General features: G+C 52.7%; 11 protein-coding genes and 1 pseudogene. 9 read left to right on the forward strand and 3 right to left on the reverse strand.

Going from position 1 to position 13,194, the window contains the following annotated elements:
* Together PAT3040_RS37790 and PAT3040_RS33550 are read left to right on the forward strand one after the other, a co-directional pair.
* A pseudogene (locus tag PAT3040_RS37790) lies at positions 1-347 on the forward strand (hypothetical protein); the annotation flags it as partial.
* Between the two features lie 375 nt (positions 348-722).
* Positions 723-1,010: a hypothetical protein gene (locus tag PAT3040_RS33550; protein WP_108996092.1), complete on the forward strand. Its 288-nt coding sequence runs from the start codon at positions 723-725 to the stop codon at positions 1,008-1,010.
* A gap of 203 nt (positions 1,011-1,213) precedes the next feature.
* Here the strand turns inward: PAT3040_RS33550 and PAT3040_RS33555 are convergent, their stop codons facing one another.
* The gene (locus tag PAT3040_RS33555; protein ID WP_087571816.1) at positions 1,214-1,414 is read right to left on the reverse strand and encodes a DUF378 domain-containing protein; all 201 of its coding nucleotides are present in this window, start codon (positions 1,412-1,414) and stop codon (positions 1,214-1,216) included.
* A 256-nt stretch (positions 1,415-1,670) separates the two neighbouring features.
* On the opposite strand from PAT3040_RS33555, the gene PAT3040_RS33560 reads away from it, so the two are divergent.
* Positions 1,671-2,819 carry an MFS transporter gene (locus PAT3040_RS33560; protein WP_108996093.1) on the forward strand — a complete coding sequence of 383 codons (1,149 nt, stop codon included), beginning with the start codon at positions 1,671-1,673 and terminating at the stop codon, positions 2,817-2,819.
* Between the two features lie 5 nt (positions 2,820-2,824).
* Here PAT3040_RS33560 and PAT3040_RS33565 read toward each other — a convergent pair whose 3' ends face one another.
* Positions 2,825-3,085: a hypothetical protein gene (locus tag PAT3040_RS33565; RefSeq protein WP_108996094.1), complete on the reverse strand. Its 261-nt coding sequence runs from the start codon at positions 3,083-3,085 to the stop codon at positions 2,825-2,827.
* 324 nt (positions 3,086-3,409) lie between these two features.
* Here PAT3040_RS33565 and PAT3040_RS33570 point away from each other — a divergent pair, with 324 nt between their 5' ends.
* Entirely contained in the window at positions 3,410-4,642 is a 1,233-nt protein-coding gene (locus tag PAT3040_RS33570; RefSeq protein WP_108996095.1) for an MFS transporter, read from the forward strand.
* Positions 4,643-5,252: 610 nt separating this feature from the next.
* Here the strand turns inward: PAT3040_RS33570 and PAT3040_RS33575 are convergent.
* Positions 5,253-6,137: a pirin family protein gene (locus tag PAT3040_RS33575; RefSeq protein ID WP_087571820.1), complete on the reverse strand. Its 885-nt coding sequence runs from the start codon at positions 6,135-6,137 to the stop codon at positions 5,253-5,255.
* A 208-nt stretch (positions 6,138-6,345) separates the two neighbouring features.
* On the opposite strand from PAT3040_RS33575, the gene PAT3040_RS33580 reads away from it, so the two are divergent.
* The 5 genes from PAT3040_RS33580 to PAT3040_RS39360 all read left to right on the forward strand — a co-directional run.
* Positions 6,346-8,316, forward strand: a complete 1,971-nt coding sequence (locus PAT3040_RS33580) for a glycoside hydrolase family 43 protein (protein WP_108996096.1) — start codon at positions 6,346-6,348, stop codon at positions 8,314-8,316.
* A 146-nt stretch (positions 8,317-8,462) separates the two neighbouring features.
* A complete protein-coding gene (locus PAT3040_RS33585) occupies positions 8,463-9,734 on the forward strand; it encodes an ABC transporter substrate-binding protein (RefSeq protein WP_108996097.1) in 1,272 nt (423 codons plus the stop codon).
* Between the two features lie 816 nt (positions 9,735-10,550).
* Entirely contained in the window at positions 10,551-11,450 is a 900-nt protein-coding gene (locus PAT3040_RS33590; RefSeq protein ID WP_108996098.1) for a carbohydrate ABC transporter permease, read from the forward strand.
* Position 11,451: 1 nt separating this feature from the next.
* Positions 11,452-12,285 carry a carbohydrate ABC transporter permease gene (locus PAT3040_RS33595; RefSeq protein WP_108996099.1) on the forward strand — a complete coding sequence of 278 codons (834 nt, stop codon included), beginning with the start codon at positions 11,452-11,454 and terminating at the stop codon, positions 12,283-12,285.
* Between the two features lie 20 nt (positions 12,286-12,305).
* Positions 12,306-13,194, forward strand: an 889-nt coding sequence (locus PAT3040_RS39360) for a glycoside hydrolase family 43 protein (RefSeq protein WP_258235291.1), incomplete at its 3' end; no start/stop codon positions are given.

Genomic DNA, 13,194 nt, shown 5'->3' on the forward strand with positions numbered 1-13,194 from the left:
GCGGGAACCGCAGGGATCGCTTGGTGTACGATTTTTCGCAAGAAAATATCGATGCGATTTGCTCCATGAGGAGCAACAACCCAAGAATCCCCCACCTCTCCAAGGTGGCGGGAGTGTTCAAAGATGGCATGACCAATAAGTTTCTGGAACAGCATTCTTATGCAATTAGTAGTGAAGAAAAAAAGAAGATGGAAGCGGTTATTACCATTTATAAAACAATACATGCGGAATCAGAAGATGAGTCAGTGGACTTAGAAATCATTTTGCAGTCTATAAAGGAGCCCATGCTGGTTATTGACGATTATTACCAAAGTATACTTGAGCGAATAGGCGGTTCAACGCAATAATTCATGAAGAAATAGAGGGATGATATGTTTGTAAACTCGATAAAGCTTAGAATCCCATTGTTCCTTTTTCTAATGGGTTTTGCATCTGGTGTAGTTCAATTAATGAACCTAACATCATTGGATTACATCATCACAGTTTGTTTTTTTGCGTTTATGGGGTTGTCGATCTACATCTGCGAGAAGATTGGGTTGAATGAGAAAAAAGTAAATCCATTGATAGCTTTTGCAATAATAATAATAGGCATAGGAATTGACCTGTTTACAGTGACTTACACGTAAGCGGAAGTATGCGTGGGGAGCATTAATAATCGTGATACCGCCTAAGGTACAACCTTGCGAACATCGGCATACGATGTAGCGAGGAGGTGATGCAAAATGTTTGGTACGCTTACTCATTGGATGGAAGTCGCGATGTGGGTCGTAATGGGTTCGATGGCGCTCGATCTGGTAATCGGGCTGTTCAAATCGATGTCGGGAGGCAAACTCTCTCATGAGCTAGTGCTGGGCTACCTGAAGGATATGGTGTATTACGTGCTTCCGCTCTTCATGCTTGCCGGGCTTGCAGCCATGGATGTGACGGGCTGGATCGTCCTTGTAGGTTATTACTTGGGCGCACTTGCCGTAGTCATCAAATATCTCATGGATATGAAGTCCAAATTGTAAACGTATACACCTGCGTAGATTCAACGGCGTTGCTGGAAGGATGTAAGTCCGGACCGCAACGTTATAACGGAAATAACAATAAAGGCGATGTCAGGAACAGTCCTGAGCATCGCCTTTTATTTGGATGTATTGCCTTCACAATTGTCTATGAATCATGGACTGCAGGAACGGCGCTTCCTCTTAGCGGAGACCGGAGGGAGCCCTTAATCCTTGGCAGCTTTGGGAAGCAGGGAGATGGCGTATAGCGCCGCCACGCCGACGACGATGTACACGATCTTGGAGCCGATCTCGGCCTGGCCGCCGAACAGCTCGCTGACGACATCGTACTCGAACAAGCCGACGGACAGCCAATTCAGCCCTCCAATAATGACTAGAACCAAGCTAATAAGGTTGAGCGTCTTCATACGAATACTGCCTCCTTGGGACGGTCGTGAGAGAGCCCGGCTGGGAGGGACCGGGGATTCTTTCACTCCGAATCTTGGTTAATCCATACAATGTTATGAGCTAATGCTATGGATTATGCACAATTCGCCGGAGGAACCGATTTCGAGCCGGGAATTGTTTATTGGGTTAACGTTAAAATCATAGTACAATGAATTGAATATTTCCTACATAATATTGACCGGAACATTCAAATACATCGTGAAGAAGGCGTTCCCAGTGAGAATCGTATCCGCTTATTACTTCTTTATGTACCTGATGTCCAGCGTTCTGCTGCCCTATACGAGCCTGCACTTTCACGATCGCGGCTTCAGCCCTTCCACGATTGGATATATACTTTCTCTATGGGCATTCGTAGGCGTCATTGCGCAGCCTGTAATGGGACTGCTTAACGACAGGCTCCAGCGTACCAAAGTTCTTCTTCTCCTGCTCGTGCTTGTAACGCCGGCTTCAGGGCTGCTGTTCTATACGTCGAATGCGTTCGGGGTTATCATCGCTGTATCGCTTCTCTTCGCCTGGTTCCAGTCTTCGCTTCCGTCCATGAGTGATGCGGCCGCCGTCCAGATTGGCAGAACGCAGGGCTTCGCGTTCGGCAACGTACGGCTGTGGGGGGCGCTCAGCTATGCCATCGGAGCATTTGCGGTTGGATTCTATTACGAGAAACACGGGTACGATCATGTATTCCTTATGTATGCGTTGCTTGCGCTTCCGACTGCGGCGATCGTGTTTCTGCTGCCGGTGACCCATACGAACTCGGCGCGTATCAGCGTATTCCAGCAACTGGGGGATGTGGTGAGGAACCGAACCTTCCTGTTCTTCTGTCTCATTTCCTTTATGACTATGCTGGCCGTCACGGCGAGCGCGACGTTTCTGCCGCTTTACTTCGACGAACACGACTTCGACAAGCGGTTTTTGGGGACGGCGATAGCGCTGGCCGCGCTCATCGAGGTGCCGATGTTTTGGTGGGCAGCCAAGCTGGGGAACAAGTTCGGGAAGTCGCTGCTGCTCGCGGCAGCGGCATCGTTGTATGCGCTGAAGTACCTCATTCTGTTCCTGACCAGCAACGTGTACATGACGCTGGCTACGCAGTTGTTGGACGGAATCGCCTTCGCCTTCTTCGCCGGCGTGGCGGTGGAACTTGTGGATCGTCTTGCCGGCGCCAGAACGAAGGCGACCTACCAGACATTGTACGCGGCGGTAACCTGGGGGCTCGGGGGAATCGCGGGCAACTTGATCGGAGGGCAGATCGTGGAGCTTCGCGGCGTCACGTTCCTGTATATCGTACTGTTCTTGTTATGCGCTTCTTCGGCGCTTTTTTACACGAGAGTCAAGCAGGAGCATTCGAAACTTCCAGGGATGGGAGCGTAATGGGGTTAAGCGCTGCGTTCGTAATGTTCATACTGGTGCGTTGAGATGTCGCTTTCTTCTCTCAAGACAGACCGCAGCTCGTTCAACAGGCCGTCCAACTCCTGCTGCAATTGGCGCAGCTCGCTTCTGCAGCGTGCCTGAAGACCGTCCAGCTCGGCGGGGGACAGTTGATGCTGCCTAATACGGTAGATGAGCTTGTTGGCAATCGTTTCGTTGTCGCATAACCGGGGCGTATACATAATAGCGGACTCAGCTTGAGCTGACATGATCGTTGATCTCCTTCGTCGTTATGGATTTGTTCCCGTTAGGGAATCGTTTTACAAATCCAACTTTAACAAACGATTGTTAAAAGAATGCCATAAAAGGATCAAATTCATGTAAGAATTAGATTAAGACATTTAATACCTTGATCCTCCAGGTCACGCTTGATAGAATGTTTTCATTCGCGAGCCTCGCCCTGATACCGGGTCAAGCGGCAGCGTATGGAGGTGCCTGATATGCTTTTTTGGGGAATCCATTTCTTGAGGTTAAGGTAACGGGATGGTTCATACGGCCATGCCCAAACCCAGAAAAGAAGGAGGAATCTCTCCATGTATACCGATTGGAAAAAAAAGTTCGCCTTTATCTTTAGCGGACAGCTCTTCTCGATTCTTACCACTTCGATGGTACAATTCTCGATTATTTGGCATCTGACGGAGACGACGCAATCCGCCGTCGTGCTCATGATCGCGAGCCTCGTCGGCTTTCTGCCGCAAGCGCTGCTCGGCCCGTTTATCGGCGTCTGGCTCGACAGATGGAACCGGAAACTTACGATGATCGCGGCTGACGGAGCGATTGCGCTGTTCAGTCTTGCATTAGGTTTGTATTATTACTTCGGCGAGCCCGGACTAGGTTTCGTCTATCTTGTTCTGATGGCGCGATCCATCGCTTCGTCCTTCCACGCGCCTGCGTTTCAGGCGGCTATTCCGCTGATCGCGCCGCCGGATCAACTGACGCGCGTGGCAGGCTGGCAGCAAATGGTGTTCTCGGCCTCGACCGTGCTCGGCCCCGCGCTTGGAATCGCGGTATATTCCGCAACCTCGCTTGGAGCCGTGCTGCTGTTGGACGTGGCTGGCGCATTGATCGCCAACATCATGCTGATGCTGGTTAAGATTCCTCAGCCGAAGTCCGAGGCGACGGAGAGACCGCAGTTCCTGGCAGAGTTCAAGCTGGGTTGGCAAACCTTTATAAAAGTGAAGCCTGTGGTCATTATTACGGTGGCTACCGCGGTGTTCTCGATTGCGTTTATGCCTCTTGGCACGTTGTTCCCGTTTATGACATTGTCCCACTTCGGACGCGGCGGATATAGCGCCAGTCTTGTGGAGGCCGTTTTCTCGGCGGGAATGATCATAGGCGGATTGCTGTTATCCGTTGTCGCCTCCAGGTGGAAGGACATCTCCTATATCGTTATGAGTATGGTCGTAATGGGCGTCACCTGCGTGGCAAGCGGAGTAATCAGCCGGGAGGCCTTTGTCGTTTTCGTAATCCTCTCCTTCCTCATGGGAGCGGCTGCCCCATTCTTTAACGGTCCGTATATGGCGATGATTCAACGCGCTTATGATCCGGCGATGCTGGGAAGGGTTATCTCGCTGGTAACGAGCATCATGCTGTTGTCCTCGCCGATCGGCCTGCTAATGGCGGGACCGATCGTGGACAAGTACGGCATCCAGAGCTGGTTCCTCGGCTGCGGAATCGTAACGGTACTAACAGGTGTTGTATTGTTTGTTCTATCCAAACGTCTGCATGTGCCGGAGCCGGAGCCGGCCGCGAGTTCTGCAGAGTGATGAAGGGGTGTCTCCAAAGCCTCGAAAGGAAGATAGCGCGATTGTTCTTCCCGACAGACTTCGATCGAGGTATCTCCACCGTAGCGGCAAGCGCGTGGTGAGGCCAATCGTATACCGCATCGGAAAGTAGATGGAAAAGCTCCCTTTAATCTGGATGAAACGGGCTATCAACTCGATTTAGAGGGAAAAACACCCTTTCTTCGGGGGGATTCTGCCCGAATCCAGCTTTTCGACCTGGATTAGAGGTAGGAATTCCCTCTAAAGCGCAAGCAAGGACGTAGAGGGGGATATTAGAGGGCGTTTTTCCTCTTATTCCGAGAGAAGGGTGATCGAACAGACAAGAGCGACACTTTTGCCCTTTTTTGGCGACAAATCTTCCTCTAAACGCGGACGCTCATCCTCGAACGACCTCGATAGAGAATTATTTTCTCGAAACGAGCCGCGCCGCCAAAGGACGGCATAGCCGTTTCACTTTGAGAAAAGGACCTCAACCTCCGCTTTACAGTGGAATTTGAGGTCCTTTCACGTATAAATCGGGTTGTTCGGGACGGCTGGATATCATGCGAACACCTTTAGACGGCTCTTCTTTCTGTAATGGAGGATCTTGCGATTAGAAATCGGCATTGCCCATTTTGCCTGCCTGGAAGTCTGCGTAGGCTTGAATGACTTCTTCGCGCGTGTTCATAACAAACGGTCCGTATTGGAACATCGGCTCGTCGATAGGCTCTCCGCCCAGCACGAGCACTAGCGTGTCGTCGCTCAAAGCTTCGATGGCTATGCGTCCTTCGGCATTGTCGAACAACACGAACGCGCCTTCACCGACCTCGCGCTCGCCGTTGACTCTGGCGCTGCCGCGCAGGATGATAGCACCCGTATTGTAGCCCGCCGGCAGCTCGAATTCGGCGATGCCGCCTGACTTAAAGGCGATGTCGAACAACGTGATCGGCGAAAAGGTCTCCGCGGGACCGCGCGTGCCTTCGTATTCGCCTGCAATAATGCGAACCTCTCCGCCGTCGTTCGGCAGGGCGACCCGGCCCATATTCGCTTTCAGCAGCTCCTGATATCTCGGAGGATGCATCTTGTGTTCGCGCGGAAGGTTAACCCAAAGCTGGATAAAGTGGAACACGCCTCCGCGTTTGGCGAATTCTCGCTCGTGGTATTCCTTATGCAGCAAGCCGGAGCCCGCCGTCATCCACTGGACATCCCCGGGACCGATGATGCCGTGATTGCCATGGTTATCGTGATGCTCTACATACCCCTCGTATGCAATAGAGACTGTCTCGAAGCCCCTGTGGGGATGCGCGCCGACGCCTCTGGCGGAATCGCTTGGAGGGAAATGGTAAGGCGCGTTGTAATCGAGCAGAATAAAGGGACTGATCCGCTCGCCGAGCTCATTGCCGGAAGGGAAGTAGTTGGATACGCGGAAGCCGTCGCCGACCATATGGAATGGCGCGCCGCTGCGAACACTGTCAATCGGTCTATATGTTGTTGTCATGAAGAACACGCTCCTTGGTTTGGGATTTAACCTTAATATTAATTATCTTAAATTAAAGATATCATGCCGAAAGGTTGTTGTCAACCAGCGATGCCATCACCTGTAAATATGTCCATAACGTCCAAAAAAGCGTTCACCTCCAAGCCCTGTCCAGTCCGCTATAATAAGCTTAAACCTAACTTATTATAAATGGAGGAAATATACCATCATGAACATGTATACCAATCCGCCGCTCGTCGTTAAAGACGAGAGCTTAAGAGATTCCGCAGCGTCGTCTGCTCCCGCCTATCATCCTGACCCGTACGTGCTCAAGTGGAACGGAAAATATTATGCCTATGCGACCGCCGAGGCCGGTGTTACCTTGCTGACATCCAAGGATATGAAGATGTGGACCTTCCAAGGATTCGCCTATCAGGAAGAGGGACGCAGCGGTTATTGGGCCCCTGCCGTCATGTACGATAATGGACAATTCTATCTCTATGTTTCCAATATGCCAAGCGGGGGAGACGACGTTCATCAACAATTCATGCGGGTCGCGGTATCCGCAAGTCCGGAAGGCCCGTTCGAATATCGGAAGACGTTGTTCGATACGTTCTCTATCGATGCGCATGTCGTGCGCGATACGGACGGGGGTTTCGTCTTGTTCTATTCTACGAACGAAACTTACGGCATTGATGCTCATCGGGCGGGTACGGTTATTCTGGCGGACAGACTGCTGGATCCCTTCACGCCGGAGGGCAAACCGAAACTGATCGTCAGGCCTACGCTGGACGAGGAGGTATTTGCCGTAAATCGCTTCGGCGACGGAAGGAACTGGCATACGATTGAAGGCGCTTTTCATCTGAAAAGGGGCGCAAAACATTACGTTATGTATAGCGGCAACGCTTATACCAGCCCGTATTATTATGTCGGATACAGCATGGCAGATCATGCCGCGGATCATTCGCTGACGGAGCTCGAGTGGAGCAAATATCCGGACGACGACACTTACGAGCCGCTGCTGAGGCAGAACGCCAAGGTAGAAGGCGTTGGCCATAACAGCGTCGCAAAGGCGCCGAACAACGTAGACGACTGGATCGTCTATCATGGGCGCGAAGTACGCGGGGATGATGCGGCGGACGAGAAAGAACGAAGACAGCTGCGGATGGATCCGCTGCTGTGGCATGGGGACAGAATGATGGTGCCGGGACCGAGCTGGGAGGCCGTGGCTGCGCCCGCGATGCCCGCGTTCAGGGATCTGTTCGATCGTAAGGATACGGCACAAGGCGATGAGATCGGGAGTGGCTGGACAACCAATGGAGGAGAGTGGCGGATTGACGGGGGCAGCCTGCTTCAAGCAAGCCAGTTCGGCATTAGCCGGGCATTTGTCGAGCCCTCCTATGCCCATGCGCTTTTCGAACTGAACGTACGCTGGGAGCGGAGCCACATGGGAGGTTTGTACGGTGCCGTGCTGCAAGCAGGAGACGAGACAAGCCTCATCGAGGTGCTGTTCGACGCGGGCAAACGGACGATCGGCATCTACGAGACGGTGCGCGGCATTAGGCTGGAGCAGCGAAGCCGCGTTCTTCCGGTCGGATTCCGATTCGACGTATACCATCAGGTAGTGATTCGTACATCAGGAAACGCCGTCATGGTGGAGCTGGACGGGGTGCAGACGTTGTCCGCCTCCTGCGTTTCTCCAGTTCAGCGTTACGGTCTCGTCACTCACTACACGTCCGTTTGCTTTGCCGGTATTTCGTTAACAGGTTTCTTGTCTTTCCTGGAGACTGGAGCGGCGGCTTGCTTGTCGGCTTGCGAAGTGTCGGCCGGCGATTGGAGCGCGGCAGGAACGGCGTTGATCGGCTGCCCGACCGCAGGATTATCGTCCCTCCGTCTTAACAACCCGTTCCAGGATGAGGCGACAACCTGCCGCTTCGAGCTGGAGGGGGGGATCGCTAAGCTCCAGCTGTCGCTTGTTTCGGCGAATGGCGAGGTCCGCTCCGTCATCCTCCAAGACAATTCGATTGTCGGAGGCTGCACGTGGTTTATCCGCCATGCGGGACAACGTCTGCACATCAGCATGGACGGCGAGACTGTGTTATCCGAGTCCGTACAAGGGGAAACATGGCGGTCGATCGCGGTGTCCTCGGAACGCAAGATCATATTGAGCCAATTGGAATGGACGGCGCTGGGATCCTAAAAAATTGTCCATAGTATACAAAAAGAAGACATTTTTTCGCCTTCCCCGCAAAGGTATGATGGGAACCAAGGTGAAACGGCCGCACTGTCCTTTGGAGGCGCAGCAAGTTTCATTGGGAGAATCATCTACAAGGGGGAAACGAAAGGATGAAAAAAGCTACAACTTGGTTATCCGTACTGACGGTTTTCGCAATGGTCGCAACGGGCTGCAGCAATGGCGGCGATGCCGGAGGCAAGACGGAGAGCGCTTCGGGAGGCGCCGGCAAGGGCAAGAAAACCGAGTTTTTGTTCTGGACGCCGTTTTCCGGAGCAGACGGCCCGTTTATGAAGGAGATCGTCGACAAATACAACGCTTCCCAGGACAGCTACAAGATCAACTTCGTTATCCAGCCCAACGGCGAATACTACAAGCAGCTTGACGTGGCGCTCAGCACGGGCAAGGAACGTCCGGATCTGATGATCATGCATCTGGATCAAATTCCGACTTACGTGAGCAAGGGACAACTGCAGGAGATGGATACGCTGGCGGGAGCTGCCGGCATTAATAAGACGGACTACGTGGAAGCCGCGGTCAACTACGCGACGATCGAAGACAAACTGTACGGCATTCCGCTCGACATTCACCCGCTTGTTATGTATTACAACAAGGACCTGCTGGAAGCCGCAGGCATCACAAGCCCTCCGACGAATCGCGAGGAATTCGACGCGGCGGTCGAAAAGGTAACGAACAGGGACAAGGGCGTCTACGGCTATGTCGTACCTACGCTCTGGCCGCAGCAATTTATCTTCCCGACACTTGTGTGGCAGAACGGCGGCGAGCTGTGGAACGGTACCGATGTCGCGTATAATTCGCCTGAAGCGGTCGAAATGATCCAGTGGCTGCGCGGAATGGTCGACAAGGGCGTATCGCCGGGCAATGTACAGCAGGATGGAGAGAACACCTTGTTCCTCCAAGGCAAAAACGCCATTCAATTCAACGGTCCATGGATGAAATCGCAATTCGACGAAGCGGGTCTCAATTATGGCGTCGCGCCTGTGCCGCAAATCGGCAAGGCGAAGCAAGCCGTGTTTGGCGGTTCTCATAACTTCGCTATTCCGAAAGACGTAAAGGATGAGGGAATTATCGCCGGCATTGGCGACTTCCTCAAGTATGTTTCCTCCAATTCGCTGGAGTGGGCGGAATCCGGTCAGGCGCTTGCCGCCAAGCCGATGATCGAGAGCGCAGAATTCAAGGCGCTGCCGCAAAGCGCGATCGCGGACAGCTTCTCTTACGTGCAATTCGCGCCGAACGTGCTTAATTGGCCGACGATTTCCGAGCCGATCTGGGGCGAGCTGAACAACGCGCTGCTGGGCAAGAAGGATGCCCAGAAGGCGATGGACGACGCGGCGGCGAAGTCCAAGCAAGCGATCGGCAAGTAAGACGGACGACCGAAAGCGGGAAGGACGGAGCGGAGGCAAGGGCGGCTCCGTCCTTTTTTTACCACAAAAGAAAGTATCAGTTTTCGGTCCTCGAAAACGGATTTCTTATTGGCGATAAAACCTACCTTATGCTTCCGAAGCGGCTTTGCTATGCAAAGCTGGAGGTCGTTCATCCTGGAACAGCCTCTTACTCACTCCACACGTTTCTTCGGAAAGAAAATGTCTTTTAATGTGAATGAGTCGTTTCCGTACCGGGGCTGTGGCGGAGCTTTATGATGGTTTTTAGAAGAACGCTGCAATCATCAGTCGTGCAGAAAATAAAGGGAAAATCGCCCACTATTCTCGCTTGTAAATGGAATTTTACTACTTTAAGAGGAAATCTTCCCTCTAATATCCATCCAATTGGCGTTTGCCCATCATTCTGCTTGAATTAGGGGGACAATTTCCCTCTAAAACATCGCAGCGACAACAGGGTAGTCAATTAAAGGGAGTTTTTCCCTTTATTAAAACGTACATGCAGCATGTGTGTTTGCGAAAGGACGCTGTCAGCCGTTTTTTCTTACCACATAAACGTAAGTTTCCGAGCTTGCATTGGATGTGAGATTCTTATTGGCGATATAACCTACTTTGAACGCGGTCGCTCCTCTTAGAGGGGCCTCGATAGAGGTTTTCTCAAATTATAGGAAAGTATAAGTTTTCTCCATACTTGACCTATAATTCTCGGAATGAAACGCGCTGCTCTGCCAAAGGACGGCGACAGCCGTTTCACCTTGTCCGCGCGACATACATGTCAGTAACGTTGGAGGGATTGCATTGATGAGAACGTCCTGGATGTCCAGGTTAACGTCTGCTTTATTCGCATTGCCGTATACGCTATGCTTCGCCATGTTCCTGCTGTTCCCGATCGGGTACGGCCTCTATATCAGCTTACATGACTTCGAATTGTTGTCCGAGGAGCATCCGTTCGTCGGACTTGACAACTATATCGCGATCTTTTCCGGAGGAACTTACGAAAATAGCGTCTTCCTCCGAGGTCTCTGGGCGACGGCACAGTTCGTGCTGTTTTCCGTGCCGCTGCTCATCGCGGTGGGGCTGGGGCTTGCCTTGCTCGTCAACGTTTTGCCTGGCCGCATTCGCGGGCTGTTCCGTACCTTCTACTTCATGCCTTACGCCATCTCGGCTTCCGTAATGGCGGTCATTTGGCTCATGATGTTCGACACAAACGCCGGATTCATTAACAGCATGCTGATGAAGCTGGGCATTGATACGATTCCGTGGCTGACGGATACGCCCTGGGCATGGGTATCGCTAATCGCGACGACGCTGTGGTGGACGATCGGTTTTAATATGATTATTTTCATCAATGCGCTTAACGAAGTCCCAGAGGACTACTATGAAGCCGCATCCATAGACGGAGCGACTGTATGGAGCAAGTTCGCTTACATTACATTGCCGTCGATACGTCCCGTCATGCTGTTTGTCATGATTACCTCGACGATCGCTTCGTTTAACGTCTATGCGCAGCCATATCTGCTTACGCGCGGGGGGCCTGGCGATTCCACGAAGGTGCTTCTGATGAACGTCCTGGATCAGGCTTTCATTCGCAAGGAAATCGGCAGCGCGTCCGCGATGGCCATTATAATGGCGCTGCTCATCATGATCATCTCGGTCGTGCAATACAGACTGACCTACGGAAGAAAGGAGAGTGGCGTCTAAGATGAAAGGTACGCGCAAGTTATTATTGATACTGCTGGCGACCGTCATCGCGGCCATCTTCCTGCTACCGCTCGTCTGGATGATCTCGACCTCGTTCAAAAACGACTTCGAGGCGCTGGCCGGACAGATGAACTTTATCCCTAAGAAGCCGACAATCGAAAATTATATGGAGGGACTGTCCGGCGAGCTTATGAACGTGCCGATCGTACGCTGGATTACGAACTCTCTGTCGGTGGGCGTTATCGGCACGGCGATCGTGCTGCTGATTGACTCCATGGCTGCATTCGCGCTCGCTCGACTGTCCGACTTGCCGTTCAAGCGAACGCTGTTCGCGATGTTTGTCGCATCGCTTATGATCCCGGGCGTGCTGACGTTTTTGCCTATGTATATGGAATTTAACGCGCTGGGACTGATCAATACGTATTCGGCGCTGATCTTGCCTTATACCGCAGGCGCTTTCGGCGTCTTCCTGCTTTATCAATTTTTTATCTCCTTTCCCAAGGAGATCGAGGAGGCGGCCCGCATTGACGGGGCGAACAAGTGGCAGATCTATTCTCGCATTCTGCTGCCTGCGTCCGTTTCCATTATGGTCACGCTTGGCATCTTCACCTTTATGGGGATATACAACGACTTCGTGTGGCCGCTGTACGCGACAACTTCGCCGGAGATGCGGACCATTACGGCCGGTATCGCTCTAATGGCGCAGGGCAGCTATACGCAGGCGTACGGCAAGCTGATGGCGATGACGACGATTGCGACGCTGCCTGTCTTGATCGTATTTATTTTGGGACAACGTTCGTTCGTCAGGGCGATTACGCAAGCCGGCGTGAAATAAGGGAAGGAGAGAGTATGCGGATGGGTCGAAGACGGGGATCGAAGAGCATATACTTCGGGCTGGGGGCGGTCTTGCTGACCGCCCTTGCCGCTATTTGGATAGGGACGGTGAACGGGTGGATGAACGGTAATGATGAAGAAGCGGTCCCGTACGCGGGTCATGGAGGGACATTCAAGAACGCGATCTCCGGAATGGATACGCCGGATCCCAGCGTGGTCTACAAAGATGGCTTCTATTATATGACGTTTACGCATAACGGCGCGGACGTCATGGTCATGAAGTCGCGCACGCTGGACTTTAAGCACGCGGAGCGCAAGGTGGTCTGGTATCCGCCGGTCGATACCGCCTATTCCGCCAACTTATGGGCCCCGGAGATTCAATATATACGCGGCAAGTGGTATATCTACTTCGCGGCCGACGACGGGGCGAACGAAAATCATCGGATGTACGCGCTGGAGGCGGATACCGACGATCCTATGGGAGAATATACCTTCAAGGGTCAAATAACGGATGAATCCAATCGCTGGGCGATAGACGGTCTCGTCATGGAGCATGAAGAGAAGCTGTACTTTGTATGGTCAGGCTGGGAGGCCGACGTCAACATCGCGCAAAACACCTATATCGCTCCGATGAGCGATCCGCTGACGATCAGCGGTCCGCGCGTGCTCCTGAGCGCTCCCGATCTGGAGTGGGAGCGGGCGGGAGGACCTCCTTACATCAACGAGGGACAGGCGATTCTGAGCAAAAACGGACGCGTGTTCCTTGCGTATTCGGGAGCGGGCAGCTGGACGCCGCATTACAGCATCGGGATTTTGGCGCTGGCGCCAGGCGGGAATCCTCTGGATCCGGCGGATTGGGAGAAATCCGCGCTGCCGCTTATGGCGATGGACGACGAAGCCGGCGTGGACG

Origin of the sequence: Paenibacillus agaridevorans (assembly GCF_003112455.1) — a bacterium.
GTDB classification, from domain to species: Bacteria; Bacillota; Bacilli; order Paenibacillales; family Paenibacillaceae; genus Pristimantibacillus; species Pristimantibacillus agaridevorans.

Coding starts and splice junctions, on each gene's coding strand:
- PAT3040_RS33550 (WP_108996092.1), top strand. CDS start 723: ATGTTTGGTACGCTTACTCATTGGATGGAAGTCGCGATGTGGGTCGTA.
- PAT3040_RS33555 (WP_087571816.1), bottom strand. CDS start 1,414: ATGAAGACGCTCAACCTTATTAGCTTGGTTCTAGTCATTATTGGAGGG.
- PAT3040_RS33565 (WP_108996094.1), bottom strand. CDS start 3,085: ATGTCAGCTCAAGCTGAGTCCGCTATTATGTATACGCCCCGGTTATGC.
- PAT3040_RS33570 (WP_108996095.1), top strand. CDS start 3,410: ATGTATACCGATTGGAAAAAAAAGTTCGCCTTTATCTTTAGCGGACAG.
- PAT3040_RS33575 (WP_087571820.1), bottom strand. CDS start 6,137: ATGACAACAACATATAGACCGATTGACAGTGTTCGCAGCGGCGCGCCA.
- PAT3040_RS33580 (WP_108996096.1), top strand. CDS start 6,346: ATGAACATGTATACCAATCCGCCGCTCGTCGTTAAAGACGAGAGCTTA.
- PAT3040_RS33585 (WP_108996097.1), top strand. CDS start 8,463: ATGAAAAAAGCTACAACTTGGTTATCCGTACTGACGGTTTTCGCAATG.
- PAT3040_RS33590 (WP_108996098.1), top strand. CDS start 10,551: ATGAGAACGTCCTGGATGTCCAGGTTAACGTCTGCTTTATTCGCATTG.
- PAT3040_RS33595 (WP_108996099.1), top strand. CDS start 11,452: ATGAAAGGTACGCGCAAGTTATTATTGATACTGCTGGCGACCGTCATC.